Here is a 16,960-nt window from a genome sequence, read left to right as displayed (position 1 = left end):
CAGTGGGAGTCAGGCAAGCAATGGCGCTTTCCCCAGGCGGCGCCAGTCACGCAGCCCTCCCCGTTCAACTTCCGAAGGAGCTCAGCCCATGAACACCCCGCCCCTGGCGACATCCGACCAGGTCCAGGCCGCCAGTCTGACCACGAACACCGGCAGTTTTGCCACCATCGAACCGCACCTCGAGATCACCGGCGATCTCGGTCCGCGCTATGAGGAGATCCTCACGCCGGAGGCGCTGGTATTCCTGGCCGAGCTGCACGACCGGTTCGCCGGTACGCGGCAGGACTTGCTGGCGACTCGACTGCGCAAGCGCGTGGATGCCTCCAATGGGCGCGACCCGGGATTCCTCACCGAGACCGCGCACATCCGTCGTGACCTCACCTGGACGGCTGCCGGCGCGGGTCCCGGGCTGGTCGACCGCCGGGTGGAGATCACCGGGCCGACCGACCGCAAGATGGCCATCAACGCGCTGAACTCGGGCGCGAAGGTCTGGCTGGCCGACCAGGAAGACGCCACCAGCCCCACCTGGGCGAACGTCGTCGAGGGCCAGCTGACCCTGTTCGACCAGGTGCGCGGTCAGCTGAGCTTCACCAGCCCGGAGGGCAAGCAATACGCCGTCACCGGCGACGCCACCGGCGCCACGCCCACCATCGTGATGCGCCCGCGCGGCTGGCAGCTGGTGGAGAAGAACCTGACGTTCGTCGACCGCGCGAACCGCCGGACGAACGCGTCCGGCAGCCTCGTCGACTTTGGGCTGTACTTCTTCCACAACGCGCAGCACCTGATCGAGGGCGGCAGCGGACCGTACTTCTACCTGCCGAAGCTCGAGAGCCACGTCGAGGCCCGTCTCTGGGACGATATCTTCAGTCACTCGGAGGACCGCCTCGGCATCGAGTACGGCACCATCCGGGCCACCGTACTGATCGAGACGATCCAGGCCGCCTTCGAGATGGAGGAGATCCTCTACGAGCTGCGTGACCATTGCGCAGGCCTGAACGCCGGACGTTGGGACTACATCTTCAGCATCATCAAGACGTTCCGCACCCGCGGGAGCCGGTTCGTCTTCCCCGACCGCAAGCAGATCACGATGACCGTGCCCTTCATGCGCGCCTACACCGAGCTGCTGGTGTCGACCTGCCACCGGCGCGGTGCGTATGCCGTCGGCGGAATGAGCGCGTTCATCCCGAACCGGCGCGACCCGGAGGTGACCCGGCGTGCCCTCGAGGCGGTGGCCGCCGATAAGAAGCGCGAGGCCACCGACGGCTTCGACGGCACCTGGGTGGCGCACCCGGACCTCATCCCGACGGCCCAGGCCGAGTTCGACCGCGTGCTCGGCGACCAGCCGAACCAGCTGCACCGCACCCGCGCCGAGGTGAGCGTCACGGCCGCCCAGCTGCTCGACGTGGAGTCCGTCGGCGGGCAGATCACCGAGGCCGGCGTTCACGACAACCTCACGATCGGGTTGCGCTACATCGAGTCCTGGCTGCGCGGCGTCGGCGCGGCGGCCATCGACAACCTGATGGAGGACGCCGCGACCGCGGAAATCTCCCGCTCACAGATCTGGCAGTGGATCCACCTGGGCTCGATCACCGCCGAGGGCATCCGGATCGACGGAACCTGGGTCGAGGAACAGCTCGTCGACGTTTACGAGGCACTCGAGCGCACGCCCGGAGACCGGTTCGACGACGCGCTCGAGGTGTTCCGGGCATGCGCGCTCGAGCCCGAGTTCCCGACGTTCCTCACCGTGGGAGCGTACGCCCGTTACCTGTAGCTCCTGGCCGCGTAAGCGCGCACTCAGCCCGTTCAGCACTACTGAGGGGGCATCGTGCGCGCTCTCGCATGCAGTGGTGGGCTGGTGGGGGCGTCGATAAGCTGGATCGGTGATCGAGATTCGCACGGCGACGGCGACGGATGCCGCGGCGCTGGCCGAGCTGGCCGTCGCCACCTTCGCGCTCGCCTGCCCGCCACACACCTCGGCCGAGGCCATCGCCGCGTTCCTGCGTGACGTGCTCGCGGAGGGCAACTTCGACGCCTACCTGGCCGACCCGGACCGGCTGATTCTCGTGGCCGAAGTGGCCGGGGAGGCCGGGGAGGCCGGGGCGGCCGGGGCGGCCGGGGTCATGCTCGGCTACACGATGCTCGTATTCGCCGAGCCGGCCGATGACGATGCGCGGGCGGCGGCCACGATCCGACCCACGGCGGAACTGAGCAAGTGCTACCTGCGCGCCGAGACGCACGGCCGCGGGGTGGCGGCGGCCCTGATGAACGCGACCCTGGACGCCGCCCGGGCGCGGGGCGCGGCCGGCAGCTGGCTGGGCGTGAACCAGGAGAACGCGCGGGCCATTCGCTTCTACGAGAAGAACGGGTTCGTCACGGTCGGCGAGAAGCGCTTCCTGGTGGGCGAACGGTACGAGGACGACTTCGTGCTGGAGCGGGCGCTCTAACCGGTGCCCTCCGCCCCGGCCGCGCGGGCCGCGATCGACTGCTCCTTCATCCCCTTGATCTGTTCGTAGGCGGCGAGGGCCGCCCGTCTCGTCTCGCCGAGGTCGACGATCGGGGCCGGGTAGGCATCCGTGCCGTATTCCGGCACGTTCTGACGGATATACTCCGCGTTTGGATCGAACTTCTTCGCCTGCAGCTCCGGGTTGAAGACCCGAAAGAAGGGGGCGGCGTCGGCGCCGGACCCGGCCACCCACTGCCAGCCGAACGGGTTGCTCGCGGCGTCGGCGTCGACGAGGGTGTCCCAGAACCACTGCTCTCCGAGCCGCCAGTCGATCAGCAGGTTCTTGATCAGGAACGATGCCGTCACCATGCGCACTCGATTGTGCATGCTGCCGGTGCGCCAGAGTTCTCGCATGCCGGCGTCGACGAGCGAGATCCCGGTGCGGCCGCGCTGCCAGGCTTCGAGCACGCGCTGGTCAAGTTTCGGCCAGGGGAAAGCGTCGAATTCGGGCCGCAGGTTGACGGTGGCGAGGGTGGGGTTGGTGAACAGCACGTGGTAGCTGAACTCCCGCCAGCCGATCTCGGTAAGGAATCGGGTCGCACTGGCCTGGGCGGGCCCGGTGAGGCCGATCCTGGCCCGCTCGGTTGCATGCCAGATCTGGAATGGACTGATCTCGCCCCAGCGCAGGTGCGGCGACAGACGCGAGGTGACCGCCTGGGCCGGCTCGTCGCGCTCGTCGCCGTACCGAGTGAGGGACTCGCTCAGGAAGGTCTCGAGTAGGCGGTGAGCGGAGTCCTCGCCGGGCTGCCAGGCGCCCCGCAGCCCGGCCGCCCAGTCGGGCCGGGTCGGCAGGAGGCCCCAGCCGGCGAGCGCGTCGGAGGGGATCTCTCCGGGGAAGCCGGGGATCGACTCGGGTGCGGGGTAGGGTGCGCGCGGCGGCGGGCCGGCCGTGCACGCCCGCCAGAAGGGGGTGAACACCGAGTAGGTGCCCCCCTGGCCGGTCTGGATCGTCCATGGCTCGAACAGGAGAGCGCCGGCAAAGCTGCGGGCCTCCGTTCCGGCCGCGGTGAGGCCCGACTTGATCCGGGTGTCCACCTCGCGCTCGGCGGCGCCGTAGCGACGGTTCCAGAATACGGCGTCGGCGCCGACGGATGCCGCGAGCGCCATGATCATGTCCTCGGCCGGCCCCCGGCGCAGCGTCAACCGGCCGCCCAGGCGTTCCAGCGAGTCGGCCAGCGCTGTCACGCTCCCGTGAAGCCACCACCGGGCCGCGCCACCGAGCGGCCGGACCGCAGGGGACTCATCGTCCAGCACGTACACGGCCACGATCGGCTTGCCGCGTTCGAGCGCGGCCTGCAGGGCCGGGTTGTCCGCGAGGCGCAGGTCGTCGCGGAACCAGACGAGGGACGGGCCGTCGCCGCTCATGAGCGAGGCCCGGCAGAGTCGGAGCCGGCAGCGGTCGAGGCAGAGGCAGAGGCAGAGTCCGCAGAGGAGCCGGTCGGGTCATCCGTCACCCGCAGCACGATCTTGCCGCGTGTGTGTCCCTCCTCGATCAGGCGGTGCGCCGCCGCGCCGTCTGCGAGGGGGAACACCCGGTCCACGTGCACCCGCACGGCGCCGTCGTCGATGAGTTCGGTGATGACGTCGAGGGTGTGCCCGGAGGGCGCCACTTTGAATCCGGTGGCACGGATGCCCGCGGCCGCGGCCTCCTCCGCCATGGTCGGCCAGCTTCCGGTCGGCGCGTTCACCAGGATTCCGCCGGGGCGCAGCACGCCGAGCGACCGAGTGCCGGTGTTGTCGTGAACATTGCCGACCAGGTCGATCACCGCGTCCAGCCCGGAGAGCACCTCGTCGAACCGGGTCTGGGTGTGGTCGATGACGGCGTCGGCGCCGAGCTCTCGCAGGAAATCAAGGTTGCGGGTCGACCCGGTCGCGGTCACGTGGGCGCCGAAGGCCTTGGCAAACTGCACGGCGAAATGGCCGACCCCGCCGCTGCCGGCGTGGATGAGCATCCGTTGCCCGGGAGCCGCCGCGGCCAGGTCCACGACCATGCCCCACGCGGTGAGCGCCGCCACCGGTACGGCGGCCGCCTCGACGTGGCTGAGTCGCACGGGCTTGCGGGTGACGTTCAGGCTGGAGACGGTCACCAGCTCGGCGTAGCTGCCGGGGGTGCGGGGCACGCGGGCGATGCCGAAGACCGCGTCGCCGGGCTGCAGCGGGAACGCCTCGTAGGGAGCGCTGACCACGACGCCGCTGAAATCGAGTCCGAGCACGGCCGGGTAGCCGCGGATGGCCTTCGTGACGCCGCCGCCGGCCCTGGTTTTGGCATCGATCGGGTTGACTCCGGCGGCGACGACCCGCACGAGGAGTTCATCGAAAATCGCGATCGGGGCGTCCACCTCGGCAAGGTGCAGCTCGTCGGCCGGGCCGGGGCGGTCGATCACGAGGGCGCGCATGGTCGGTGAGTGATTCGTGGCGTTTCCCATCTGCCCATTCTCTCGTGGGTTGCGCGCCGCCGGGGCACAACCGGGACAAACCGGCACATCCCGGTGTCCCTCGAATTGGGGGTGCAAGAGGCCGAATCTGGTGGCGGCGAGGTCTGGCTGGAAGGGGGGCCAGGCGCATAGTCTGTCCACATAAAGGGGGACCGACCCCGGTGTGTGGAAGAGTCCCTGGTTTCCCGCATCCGGTCTCTCTTGGGTTCGGTTCATCCCCCACCGAGCCAGTACTCAGCACTCCGCCCGGCTCATCTGAAAAAGTCGTACCGCACCCGAAGCGGCGCGAACTTGCTCGATCAGTAGTGGCGTGACGCCGAGGGGAAAGCCGCCTGCGACACCCGGCAAGCGGCTTTCCCGCGGGCATCCGCGCGCTGCGAAACCGGTGGACGACCGGTCAGGCCTGCGTTGGCGGTGGACCCGAGGTGGTCTGTTGGTTGAGCAGGGCGATCAGGTTGTTGGCGTACCCCACCAGGATCGCGATCTGGTCTTCGTCACGGTCGATCCACCGGCACTCGGGCTCGGCATTCACGGGGACGAAGTCCTGGTGCTGTTCCCAGACGAGCAGGGTGCGTTCGGCGCCGAGCACGTACTGCTGCCACCACACCTGACGCAAGTACGAGCGCGGGATGCTGCGCCAGGCCTTGCTCGTCGTCTTGATCTCGGCCAGTTCAAGGCCGCCGGCACCCTGGCCTGAACCGGTGCCGACGCCGTCGGGGGTGGCCAGGTGCCGCCGGTGGTGGGCCGCGTGGAACAGGGCCGTGCTGGGCTCGATGCCGTAGCGGCCGAGCACCCAGGCCGCGATCTCGGGCTCCCGGGCGCGCCCGTGGTCCGTGAAGCTGTTGCCGTTGAAGCTGCTGCCGTTGAGCTTGTCGTAGACGGCGGTCTGCAGCGATTTCGGGGTGGCGAGCTTGGCGACATCCGTGGCCGTGATCCCTTGGGCGCGGGCCCGCAGCCAGGTCACCCGGTCGGTGGAATCGGCAACGATGCGCCGGAGGTGCGCCGCGGCGACCAGGGGCGCCACCGGCCGGGCGTCGACGGGCGACGGATGCACCTCCTCATCGAACAGGGAGAGCAGCTGGTTCGTCACTGTTCCATTGTGCCTGTTCGCCGGGCCTGCCCACGCCGGGCGGCATCAGCCGTCGCGCTATGGCTGCGGGGCGACAGCGGACGGATGACGGTTTCGCGTCACAGCAGAGACCAAGACTGCGCATAGCCGATTCATAGCCAACACTCGGATACTGGTAATCATGAGCACTAGCGAGAACGAGCGAGTGGTCCGCGCACCGCGCCTGACCAGGGCGGACGGCAGCCCCATCCGGGTGCTCGTGGTCGACGACGAACCCACGCTGACCGATCTGCTCCAGATGGCGCTGCGCTATGAGGGCTGGGAGGTGCGCACGGCCGGCGAGGGGCGTCAGGCGCTCACGATCGCCCGCGAATTCCGGCCGGATGCGATCGTGCTCGACATCATGCTGCCCGACCTCGACGGCCTGCAGGTGTTGCAACGCGTGCGGTCGGACGGCCACGAGACGCCCGTGCTCTTCCTCACGGCCAAGGACTCCCTCGACGACCGGCTCAAGGGGCTGACGGCCGGCGGCGACGACTACGTCACCAAACCGTTCAGCCTTGAAGAGGTCGTCGCCCGGCTCCGCGGGCTCATCCGCCGGTCCACCCTCACCGTGGCCGACTCCCTGGATCCCCGCATTTCGGTCGGCGACCTCACCCTCGACGAGGACAGCTACGAGGTGTTCCGCGGGGGAGACGCGATCGAGCTGACCGCCACCGAATTCGAACTGTTGCGCTTCCTGATGCGCAACCCCCGGCGGGTGCTCAGCAAGGCCCAGATCCTCGACCGGGTGTGGAGCTATGACTTCGGCGGCAAGTCCTCCGTCGTCGAGATCTACATCTCCTATCTGCGCAAGAAGGTCGACGCCGGCCGCGTGCCGATGATCCACACGGTGCGCGGCGCCGGCTATATGTTGAAGACCGCTTCGTGACCCCGAATTCTCCCCGCGAGCCGGGCGCTCGCCGGCGACGCGCGCCGTGGACCCTGCGCCGGCGGCTGGTGCTCGCCGTCGTCGGCCTCCTCGCCCTGGTCAGTATCGGTATCGGGATGGTCAGCGTCGCCATTCTCCGTGCCTCCCTGATCGACGGCCTCGACCAGCAGCTGCAAAGCGCGTCGGACCGGTCAGGCGCCGTGATCGACGTGCGCCGGGATGCGGACGACGAGGGCGGCAACGGGGCACTCTTCACGCCGACGGCGCAGATGATTCTGTCCGGTCCGGCCCAGCAGCCTGGAACGCTGGCCCTGGTCTACGACGGCTCGACCGTCACGGCCGGCTACACGGAGGAGGAGAGCGGCGAGATCGCCAAGCTGACCGGTGAGCAGGTGCAGTTGCTGGCCGAACAGATGCGGGAATCGACCGCGGTGACGGTGCATCTCGGCGAAGACGCCGGCAGCTACCGGGTCAGGGCCGACACGACCCGCAACGGCACCCTTTACCTGGTGGGCCTGCCGCTCTCCGGGGTGCAGAACACGGTCACCCAGCTGGGCATCATCATTGCGGTGGTCTCCCTGGTCGGCATCCTCATCGTCGCGATTCTGGCCACCTGGATCGTGCGGCTCGCCCTGCGCCCGTTGGTGCGCGTGACCGAGACGGCGGCGCGGGTGTCCGAGCTCCCCCTGGACCGTGGGGAGGTCTCGCTCGTCGACCGGGTACCGGCCGCCGACACCGACCCCCGCACCGAGGTCGGCCGGGTGGGATCGGCGCTGAACCGCATGCTCGACCACGTGGACGTGGCGCTCGAAACACGTCAGGCCAGTGAGCGCAAGGTGCGCCAGTTCGTCGCCGACGCCAGCCACGAGCTGCGCACGCCGCTGGCGTCGATCCGCGGCTACGCCGAACTCACCCGCCGCTCCGACCAGGAACTGCCGCCGGACGCGCTGCATTCCCTGGGGCGGATCGAGTCGGAATCGGTGCGGATGACCGGCCTGGTCGAAGACCTGCTGCTCCTCGCCCGTCTCGACGAAGGCCGGGAGCTGGTCAGCGGCCCGGTCGACCTGACCAGCCTGATCGTGGACGTCGTCAGCGACGCCCACGCCGCCGGCCCGGGACGGGTGCTGGGCTTGGAGCTGCCCGACGAGCCGGTGGAAATCGTCGGTGATGCCGCGCGGCTGCACCAGGTGTTCGCCAACCTGCTCGCCAACGCGCGCATCCACACGCCCCCCGAGACCACGGTCGACGTGGCCCTCGCGCGCCAGAACGACCGCGTTATCCTGACAGTGACGGATGACGGCCCCGGCGTCCCCGAGAACCTCCGGGCCACACTGTTCGAGCGTTTCGCCCGCGGCGACAGCACGCGCTACCGGGGAACGGGCAGCACGGGCCTCGGCCTGGCCATCGCCCACGCGGTCGTGGCCGCGCACCAGGGCGAGATCGAGGTCGAGAGCCGCCCCGGTTTCACGTGTTTCCGCGTCTCCCTCCCCGTCGCGCTCGCCTGACCCCGTCCCGTGCCGGTGCGTGGTCTGCCCGGTTCGCCATGCGAATTCGACGGAGATTTTGCTCCAGAACAAGGTTTTGAACCCGAAACCGGCCATTTCGGGCAAAATCTCCGTCGAATTGGTTCAGGGTCGGGTTCAGGAGTCGCAGGCGGGCAGGCGGGCAGCGGGCAGGCGGGCAGCGGGCAGCGGGAGGCGGGTTCGGGGATGCAGTGAACGGATGCCGATTTGCACCGGCCTCCACCATCCCGTATCGTGGGCGAAAGCCAAAGACCGCCGGTTATTGCCGTGTAGAAATGCACTGGCAATCGAAGGTTCATTCACGTGAACGGCCCGCGCAGGATTCGAAGTCAGACTGCATTCACTGGAATGCGTTCCCAGCTCCGGCGCCTGCGCCGGAGCTTTTTTCATGTCTGCTCCCCGGGCTACCGGCACATGAAACCAAGAGGAGCGCCATGGCGAACAAGGAAGCAACGGTCGCCGAGCTTACGGAGAAATTCCAGAGCTCGACCGCCGTTCTGCTCACCGAGTACCGCGGTCTCACTGTTGCGCAGCTCAAGTCGCTGCGCGTTTCCATCAGTGCGGACGCCACGTACGCCGTGGTGAAGAACACGCTGACCAAGATTGCGGCGAACAACGCCGGCATCACGTCGTTTGACGACGAGCTTGTCGGTCCGTCCGCAATCGCATTCGTTCACGGAGACCCTGTCGCCGTTGCGAAGACCCTGCGTGCCTTCACCAAGGCAAACCCTCTCCTGGTAGTGAAGGGTGGTTACTTCGACGGTAACCCGCTCACCGCCGCAGAGGTAGGCAAGCTCGCCGACCTCGAGTCCCGCGAAGTGCTGCTGGCCAAGCTGGCCGGCGCATTCAAGGCCTCGCTGTTCGGAGCCGCATATCTGTTCAACGCACCGCTGTCGAAGGCTGTTCGCACCATCGACGCGCTGCGTGAGAAGCAGGAGTCCGCGAACTAGGCATCTGCCTGGCATCGCGGTGAGTAACTAAGAAACTATAGGGAGAAAAATCATGGCAAAGCTTTCCACCGAGGAATTGCTCGAACAGTTCAAGGGACTCACCCTCATCGAACTCTCCGAGTTCGTCAAGGCGTTCGAGGAGACCTTCGAGGTCACCGCCGCTGCACCGGTCGCCGCTGCCGGCGCTGCCGGTCCCGCCGCCCCCGTTGAAGAGGTCGAAGAGCAGTCCGCTTTCGACGTCATCCTCGAGGCTGTCGGCGACAAGAAGATCCAGGTCATCAAGGTTGTGCGCGAGCTCACCAGCCTGGGCCTCGGCGAGGCCAAGGCCGTCGTCGATGGCGCGCCGAAGGCCGTCCTCGAAGGCGTTTCCAAGGAAGCCGCTGAAAAGGGCAAGGCTGCTCTCGAAGCTGCCGGCGCCACCGCCGTCCTCAAGTAGTCGGGGCCCCGCGAGGGGTTCTCTGCTTCTCGTAGAGGCGTGACGGCGCAAGCCGTCCACACACAGAAGGCGTCGCATCCATCGGATGCGGCGCCTTCTGTCGTTATGCCCGTTCCGTCAGGCCCGACGCACGGTGTCAGCCCCCGTGGGTGAGCCGTGGGCCGCTGGTGCTCGAGCGGATGACCAGGTTCGTGGGCAGCCGGGTCAGGTGATCCTCGTCGCCGTGCTGAGTGGGGTTCTCCAATTCCGTCAGGAGGGCCTGCACCGCGAGCCGGCCCTGTGTGCGCGGGTGCTGCTCGAGGGTGGTCAGACGGAACATATCGGCATACGGATGTCCGTCGATCCCGATCACGGACAGGTCGGCCGGCACCTGGATGCCCAGTTCCCTGGCGGCGACGATCAAACCGATCGCGATCTCGTCGCTCGCGGCGAAGACCGCGGTGGGGCGGGTGCGCGGGTCGCCGAACACGGCGAGGCCCACCTCGTAGCCGCCCGGCATCGTGAACTCGCAGGCGTAGAACAGGCCCGAGCGTTCGGTGGGCAGGCCTGCGGCGCTCATGGCGGCGTAGAAACCGGTGAGCCGGTTGCTGTGCACCTGGAAGTCCATCTCGTCTTCTTTGCTGCCGCCGATGTGCACGATGTCCGTGTGCCCCAGGCTGAGCAGGTGCTCGGTGGCGAGCCGGGCCGCGGCAACGTCGTCGATGGCGATCGTGTCCACGCCGCGGATGGGTCCGCCGATTCCGACCAGCGGGCGGCCCAGACGGTGCAGCAGGGTGACCTCCTCATCGCTGAGCGCCACACCGACCGAGATCACTCCGTCGAAGCGTTTGCGCGCGAGGAAGTACTCGAAGACCCTCTCCCGTTCAGGTGAGGGTGCCGGCAGGTTGTAGAGGGTCATGTCGTACCCCTTGTCCAGCAGCGCCTGTTCCATGCTCTCCAGAACCTCGGAGAAAAACCAGCGGCTGATGAACGGGATGATCACGCCGATGCTCTTGGTTCGGCCGGTGACGAGGCTGGCCGCGTTGGGTGAAGCGACGTAACCAATCTCCCTGGCTGCAGCGATGACCTTGATCCGGGTCTGCTCCGACACATAGCCACGACCGCTCAGGGCACGGGAGGCTGTGGCCTTCGCGACGCCGGCGAGGCGTGCGACATCCGCTATTGCGCTCATTCCAGCCTCCGCCCTTGGACCCGTTTCCAACACTGTACAGCTCTGGCAGGCTCGCTGGAACCGGTTCCATTATATCCGCCGGAATGCGACACGTCCCGCGGGACGAACTTTCGAAGGTGTCGTGGCGGGAGTGCGATCTTTGCCATTCCGTGACAAATCTGGTCTTGCGATTCGGCCCGGCGTACCGTACCTTGTGGTGTGGAACCGGTTCCTTATCTGATCGTTTTCGGCACAGAAGCTGTTCCTGCAGCACCTGGGTGTTTGTCCGGGGATATCCCCGGCGCATCTTCATCAAACTCAACGAGGAGGAAAAATGCGGTCATTCCACCGCCGAATCACAGCACCCATCGCCATTGCGGCGATCGCCGGTCTGACCTTGGCCGGCTGTTCCGGTGGCCCCGGCAGCACGAACACCGACTCCGGAGCTGAAGGCGACGGCGTCGTCTCCGTCTACGGCACCATCGGTGACACCGAGGCCAAGCTCCTCGAGAAGTCCTGGGCTGCCTGGGAAGAAGAGAACAACATCGACATCCAGTACGAGGCGTCGAAGGAGTTCGAGGCTCAGATCGCCATCCGCGCCCAGGGTGGCAGTGCTCCCGACATCGCGATCTTCCCGCAGCCCGGACTGATGGCCGACCTTGCCAGCCGCGACTTCCTCAAGCCTGCCCCGAAAGCCGTCGAAGACAACGTCGACGAGTTCTGGTCCAAGGACTGGAAGGCCTACGGCACCGTCGGGGACACGTTCTACGGCGCGCCACTGATGGCCAGCGTCAAGGGCTTCATCTGGTACTCCCCGGCTAAGTTCACCGAGTGGGGTGTCGAAGTTCCCGAGACCTGGGACGAACTCCTCGCCGTGACGAAGACCATCCAGGAGAAGACCGGCAGCGCTCCGTGGTGCGCCGGATTCGGCTCGGGCGACGCCACCGGCTGGCCGGGCACGGACTGGGTCGAAGACCTCGTCCTGCGTCAGGCCGGAGCGGAGACCTACGACAAGTGGGTTGCCAACGAGATCCCGTTCACGGACCCCGCAATCAAGGCCGCCTTCGACTCCGTCGGAGAGATCCTGCTGAACCCTGCCAACGTCAACGCCACGTTCGGTGATGTTCGCTCGATCAACAGCACCCCGTTCGGTGACGTGGCCACGCCGCTCGCCGCAGGAACCTGCGCGCTGCACCACCAGGCATCCTTCTTCGACGGCTTCATCACGGATGCCGGCGGAGAGGTCGGTCCCGACGGTGACGTCTGGGCCTTCATCACCCCGGCCGAAGAGGCCGGCAGCCAGGCCGTGACCGGTGGTGGCGAGATCGTCGCCGCATTCGCGGATGACGCCGACACCCAGGCCGTTCAGACGTACCTCTCCAGCGACGACTGGGCTAATAGCCGGGTGAGCCTCGGTGGAGTCATCAGCGCCAACTCGGGTCTTGACCCGGCCAACGCGAAGAGCCCCATCCTGCAGGAAGCCATCAAGATCCTTCAGGACCCGGAGACCACCTTCCGCTTTGACGCCTCCGACCTGATGCCCGGCTCCGTGGGCGCCGGCACCTTCTGGAAGGGAATGGTCAACTGGATCAACGGAGCCCCGACCGACGAGGTTCTCACCAGCATCGAAGCCGGCTGGCCCTCCAGCTAGTTCAATTCGGAACCAGCTCATCTAACAGCACCACAACCGTGCGGGTCGTCCTCCTGAAAAGGGGCGACCCGCACTCCCCTGCTGGTGTACCGTGGCGGTAGTTTTCCGCCCCACCAGCAAACTGTGAGCCCGCAGTCGTACTCGAGAGGTTTCATATGTCGGCGTTCCTTGCCTGGCTGGCTGACTTGCCGCCCCTGGTCCAAGTCCCCATCATCATCCTCGCGTTCGTCGCCCTGGTGGCCGCGATCCTGTTCGTCGTCGAGATAGCCCCGCGCAAGGGCACCGGCTACACCGTCATCCGTCTCGCCGTCTGCGTCGCCGCCCCGCTGCTCATCCTGCTCGCCGCGGGATCATACTGGTGGGCCATCGCCGCGGCCGCCGTGCTCGGCGGAGTCTTCTTCATCGTCGACTACCGCTCACGCTCCGGCGCCGGCTACCTCTTCCAGCTCTTCGGCTTCCTCGCTCCGGCCATCCTGCTCCTCATCGTCGGACTCATCATCCCGACCATCCAGACCACGGTGCAGGCGTTCATGAACTCCCGCGGAACCGAGTTCATCGGCCTCGACAACTTCGTCTGGGTGTTCACCCAGCCGGAGGCCATCCGCACGGTGCTCAACACGATCGTCTGGGTGCTCATCACTCCGCTCGTGTCTACGATCGCCGGCCTGGCCTATGCGGTCTTCATCGACAAGAGCCGCGGCGAGAAGTACTTCAAGATCATGGTCTTCATGCCCATGGCCATCTCTTTCGTCGGGGCGTCCATCATCTGGCGCTTCGTCTACACGGCCCGGCCGGCCGACCAGAACCAGATCGGCCTGCTCAACCAGGTTGTGGTGTGGTTCGGCGGCCAGCCCGTCGACTTCCTCGCCAACGCACCCTGGAACACGGTCTTCCTGATCGTCGTGCTGATCTGGGTGCAGACCGGCTTCGCCATGGTCGTGCTCTCCGCCGCCATCAAGGGCGTGCCTGCCGAGCAGATGGAGGCCGCCGAACTCGACGGCACCAACGCCTGGCAGAAGTTCACCAACGTCACGGTGCCCGGCATCCGCGGCGCCCTCGTCGTCGTGTTGACGACGATCTCCATCGCCTCCCTCAAGGTCTTCGACATCGTCCGGACCATGACCGCAGGCGCCAACGACACCAGCGTCATCGCGAACGAGATGTACACGCAGTTCAAGAACTTCGAGCAGGGCCGGTCCGCCGCCTTCGCCGTGATCCTGTTCCTGCTCGTGCTCCCGATCGTCGTCTACAACGCCCGCCAGATTCAGAAGCAGAGGGAAATCCGATGAGCGCGATTCTTCCGGTTGAGCTCCCCGTCGACAAGAACACCAAGAGCCAAACTCGCCGAGGCGAGCGCCGTCAGGAGTTCGCGGCGGCCAAGCGCACCAAGAAGCGGTTGACCAGCCGAGGCGCTACGATCGCGGCGCTCGTGATCGCCGTGCTCTGGACCGTTCCGACCTTCGGGCTCTTCGTCTCCTCCTTCCGCCCGGCGCAGGAAGTACGCACCACCGGCTGGTGGACGCTCTTCTCGAACTGGGGTCTGACCATCGACAACTACAGCGATGTGCTCCAGGCCGGCAACAGTCAGCTGAATCTGGCCGGTGCGTTCATCAACTCGATCGCGATCACCCTGCCGGCCACACTGCTGCCGCTGATCATCGCCAGCCTCGCGGCCTACGCATTCGCCTGGATCGACTTCCGCGGCAAGAACGTGCTGTTCATCGCGGTTTTCGCGCTGCAGATCGTTCCGCTGCAGATGGCCCTCGTGCCGCTCTTGCAGTTCTTCTCGCGGGGTGAGGTCTTCGGCTTCCCGGTGGTCTCCTCGATCAGCGACGCCGGCGGCTACTCGCAGGTGTGGATCGCGCACACGATGTTCGCCCTGCCGCTCGCCATCTACCTGCTGCACAACTTCGTGTCGGAGATTCCCGCCGACGTCATCGAGGCGGCGCGGGTCGACGGCGCCGGTCACGGGCAGATCTTCTTCCGCATCGTGCTGCCGCTGACCATGCCGGCGATCGCATCCTTCGCCATCTTCCAGTTCCTCTGGGTCTGGAACGACCTGCTCGTGGCGCTGATCTTCGCCGACGGTGCGGTGGCGCCGATGACCAAGCTGCTGGCCGAGATCACCGGTACCCGCGGCCAGGACTGGCACCTGCTCACGGCCGGCGCGTTCATCTCGATCCTGGTTCCGCTGATCGTGTTCTTCTCCCTGCAGCGCTACTTCGTGCGCGGCCTGCTGGCCGGTTCGACGAAGGGCTAGCCGCATCAGCGACTGTGCCCGTTCCGCCGCTGGCGCCCACCCGGGCCGCCGGTGTTCGGAACGGGCACATTTGTGTGCCGCGCGGGAGTTTAGAGTGAATTCATGAGTGGAATGCACGGTGGCGGCGGCGGTCGACGGGGGCGGGTAAGCGGCGCGGATGTCGTGGCGCAGCGGGCCGAGAACGCCGAGGCCCCGCGCATCCCGAATTTGCTTCGCCGGATCATCGGCCTGTTCGCGCCGCACCGCGCGAAGCTCACGGTCACCGTGGTTCTCGTATTCATCAGCGCGGCGCTCTCCGTCGTGCCGCCCCTGCTCGTGCAGCGGGCCTTCGACGAGGGGCTCTTCCCGCCCGGCGGCAGCCCGGACGTGCAGCGTCTCGCCGTGCTCGTGGGGGTGATGATCGCCATCTATTTGGGGACGCAGTTGCTCGGCGTCTGGCAGGCCTGGCTCACCGCCACGGTCGGCAACTCGGTGATGGGTGCCCTGCGGGTGCGGCTGTTCACCCACTTGCAGGCGATGGAACTGAGCTTCTTCACGCGAACGAAGACGGGCGTCATCCAATCCAGGCTGCAGAACGATGTCGGCGGCGTCGCGAGCGTGCTCACCAACACCATCTCCAGTCTGCTCGGCAACGCCGTGACCGTGATCGCGGCGCTCGTCGCGATGCTCCTGCTGAGCTGGCAGCTGGCGATCGTCGCCATCATCCTGATGCCCGTACTCGTCTTTGCCCAGCGCCGGGTCGGCCAGGTGCGGGCCCGCATCGCGTCCAGGACGCAGGAGTCGCTCTCGGACATGACGGCGATCACGCAGGAGACGCTGAGCGTATCCGGCATCCTGCTCTCGAAAAGCTTCACCCGCCAGAAGACCGAGATCCATCGGTATGCCGACGAGAATGCCAACCAGGTCGAGTTGCAGATCAGCCAGCAGATGAGCGGCCAGTGGTTCTTCGCCACGGTGAGCATCTTCCTCTCCAGCATCCCGGCGATCGTCTACCTCGTGGCCGGTCTGCTGATGGGCAGTGGAACGACCGACATCACGGCGGGCACGATCGTAGCCTTCACGACCGTGCAGTCACGGCTGCTGTTCCCGCTGCTCGGCCTGATGCGCGTTGCCCTCGACCTGCAGACCTCAAGCGCCCTGTTCGCCCGCATCTTCCAGTACCTCGACCTCCGGCCCGCGATCCGCGACGCCCCCGACGCCGCCCCCGTGCCGGCCCGCGGCGAGGCCGTCGGCCGGGTCGCCTTCGACGGGGTCACCTTCGCCTACCCGGATGCCGGCGCGGAATCGCGCCCCACCCTGGACGACGTCTCCTTCACGATCGAGCCGGGCCAGTTCGCGGCCTTCGTCGGCCCGTCCGGGGCAGGCAAGACCACCGTGTCCTATCTCATCCCGCGCTTCTACGAGGCCTCGGCCGGGCGGGTACTCTTCTCCGGCGTCGAGGTGCAGGGCCTCCAGCAGCAGTCCCTCGTCTCCCACATCGGCATCGTCAGCCAGGAGACCTACCTCTTCCACGCGACCATCGCCGAGAACCTCCGCTACGCGAAACCGGAGGCGACGGATGCCGAGCTCGAGGCCGCGGCCCGGTCGGCGAGTATCCACGACACGATCGCATCCTTCCCCGCCGGCTACGACACCCTGGTGGGGGAGCGCGGCTACCGGCTCTCCGGCGGCGAGAAGCAGCGCATCGCCATCGCGCGGGTGCTGCTCAAGGACCCCGAGGTGCTGATCCTCGACGAGGCCACCAGCGCCCTGGACGCCATCTCCGAGCGCGTCGTTCAGGCGGCCCTGGACACCGCTTCCCGCGGGCGTACGACCATCGCCATCGCGCACCGGCTGTCGACCATCGTGTCCGCCGACGTCATCTTCGTCGTCGACGCCGGCCGGATCGTAGAGAGGGGCACCCACGCCGAACTGCTCAAAGACGATGGCGTCTACGCGCGGCTGTACTCGGAGCAGGTCACGTCGCCGACGCCCACGGCCCCCACTCCGCTCACGCCGATAGAGTTGACCCGGCTCGAATCCGTGACGAAGAACCCTCGATGAAGGACTCTC

At 67.2% G+C, this 16,960-nt stretch carries 14 protein-coding genes; 10 read left to right on the top strand and 4 right to left on the bottom strand.

What is annotated here, in order from left to right; all coding sequences use genetic code 11:
- Positions 1-88 precede the first annotated feature (88 nt).
- The gene (gene aceB / locus E3T25_RS02700) at positions 89-1,771 is read left to right on the top strand and encodes a malate synthase A (protein WP_104100766.1); all 1,683 of its coding nucleotides are present in this window, start codon (positions 89-91) and stop codon (positions 1,769-1,771) included.
- Between the two features lie 109 nt (positions 1,772-1,880).
- A complete protein-coding gene (locus E3T25_RS02695; protein WP_134371990.1) occupies positions 1,881-2,444 on the top strand; it encodes a GNAT family N-acetyltransferase in 564 nt (187 codons plus the stop codon).
- Here E3T25_RS02695 and E3T25_RS02690 read toward each other — a convergent pair.
- From E3T25_RS02690 to E3T25_RS02680, 3 genes are all read right to left on the bottom strand, one after another.
- Positions 2,441-3,868, bottom strand: a complete 1,428-nt coding sequence (locus E3T25_RS02690; protein WP_134371988.1) for a cryptochrome/photolyase family protein — start codon at positions 3,866-3,868, stop codon at positions 2,441-2,443. The genes E3T25_RS02695 and E3T25_RS02690 overlap by 4 nt on opposite strands.
- A complete protein-coding gene (locus tag E3T25_RS02685) occupies positions 3,865-4,929 on the bottom strand; it encodes an NADP-dependent oxidoreductase (protein ID WP_241980557.1) in 1,065 nt (354 codons plus the stop codon). The genes E3T25_RS02690 and E3T25_RS02685 overlap by 4 nt, the downstream gene beginning before the upstream one ends.
- Positions 4,930-5,335: 406 nt before the next feature.
- The gene (locus tag E3T25_RS02680; RefSeq protein ID WP_370295361.1) at positions 5,336-5,992 is read right to left on the bottom strand and encodes a YqaJ viral recombinase family protein; all 657 of its coding nucleotides are present in this window, start codon (positions 5,990-5,992) and stop codon (positions 5,336-5,338) included.
- Positions 5,993-6,188: 196 nt separating this feature from the next.
- Here E3T25_RS02680 and E3T25_RS02675 point away from each other — a divergent pair, with 196 nt between their 5' ends.
- From E3T25_RS02675 to rplL, 4 genes are all read left to right on the top strand, one after another.
- Entirely contained in the window at positions 6,189-6,938 is a 750-nt protein-coding gene (locus tag E3T25_RS02675; RefSeq protein ID WP_134371984.1) for a response regulator transcription factor, read from the top strand.
- Positions 6,935-8,443 (top strand): sensor histidine kinase, encoded by a 1,509-nt coding sequence (locus E3T25_RS02670; RefSeq protein WP_241980555.1) that lies wholly within the window; start codon positions 6,935-6,937, stop codon positions 8,441-8,443. Before E3T25_RS02675 ends, E3T25_RS02670 begins: the two co-directional genes overlap by 4 nt.
- A gap of 452 nt (positions 8,444-8,895) precedes the next feature.
- A complete protein-coding gene (gene rplJ / locus E3T25_RS02665) occupies positions 8,896-9,411 on the top strand; it encodes a 50S ribosomal protein L10 (RefSeq protein WP_104100771.1) in 516 nt (171 codons plus the stop codon).
- 52 nt (positions 9,412-9,463) lie between these two features.
- Positions 9,464-9,847, top strand: a complete 384-nt coding sequence (gene rplL / locus E3T25_RS02660) for a 50S ribosomal protein L7/L12 (RefSeq protein WP_104100772.1) — start codon at positions 9,464-9,466, stop codon at positions 9,845-9,847.
- A gap of 136 nt (positions 9,848-9,983) precedes the next feature.
- Here rplL and E3T25_RS02655 read toward each other — a convergent pair whose 3' ends face one another.
- Positions 9,984-11,018, bottom strand: a complete 1,035-nt coding sequence (locus E3T25_RS02655; protein WP_104100773.1) for a LacI family DNA-binding transcriptional regulator — start codon at positions 11,016-11,018, stop codon at positions 9,984-9,986.
- A gap of 313 nt (positions 11,019-11,331) precedes the next feature.
- Here E3T25_RS02655 and E3T25_RS02650 point away from each other — a divergent pair, with 313 nt between their 5' ends.
- The 4 genes from E3T25_RS02650 to E3T25_RS02635 all read left to right on the top strand — a co-directional run bounded on the left by E3T25_RS02650 (position 11,332) and on the right by E3T25_RS02635 (position 16,951).
- Positions 11,332-12,648, top strand: coding sequence for an ABC transporter substrate-binding protein (locus tag E3T25_RS02650; protein ID WP_104100774.1), 1,317 nt, complete (start codon positions 11,332-11,334; stop codon positions 12,646-12,648).
- Positions 12,649-12,803: 155 nt separating this feature from the next.
- Positions 12,804-13,937 (top strand): carbohydrate ABC transporter permease, encoded by a 1,134-nt coding sequence (locus E3T25_RS02645; protein WP_134342291.1) that lies wholly within the window; start codon positions 12,804-12,806, stop codon positions 13,935-13,937.
- Entirely contained in the window at positions 13,934-14,908 is a 975-nt protein-coding gene (locus tag E3T25_RS02640; RefSeq protein WP_104100776.1) for a carbohydrate ABC transporter permease, read from the top strand. The genes E3T25_RS02645 and E3T25_RS02640 overlap by 4 nt, the downstream gene beginning before the upstream one ends.
- Positions 14,909-15,010: 102 nt before the next feature.
- On the top strand, positions 15,011-16,951 hold the full coding sequence (locus E3T25_RS02635) for an ABC transporter ATP-binding protein (protein ID WP_134371982.1): 1,941 nt from the start codon (positions 15,011-15,013) through the stop codon (positions 16,949-16,951).
- Positions 16,952-16,960: the final 9 nt, after the last annotated feature.

Source organism: Cryobacterium sandaracinum (genome assembly GCF_004403415.1).
GTDB lineage: Bacteria > Actinomycetota > Actinomycetes > Actinomycetales > Microbacteriaceae > Cryobacterium > Cryobacterium sandaracinum.
The sequence above is the reverse complement of the archived record's forward strand: the minus strand, read 5'-3'. Positions and strand labels throughout refer to the sequence as shown.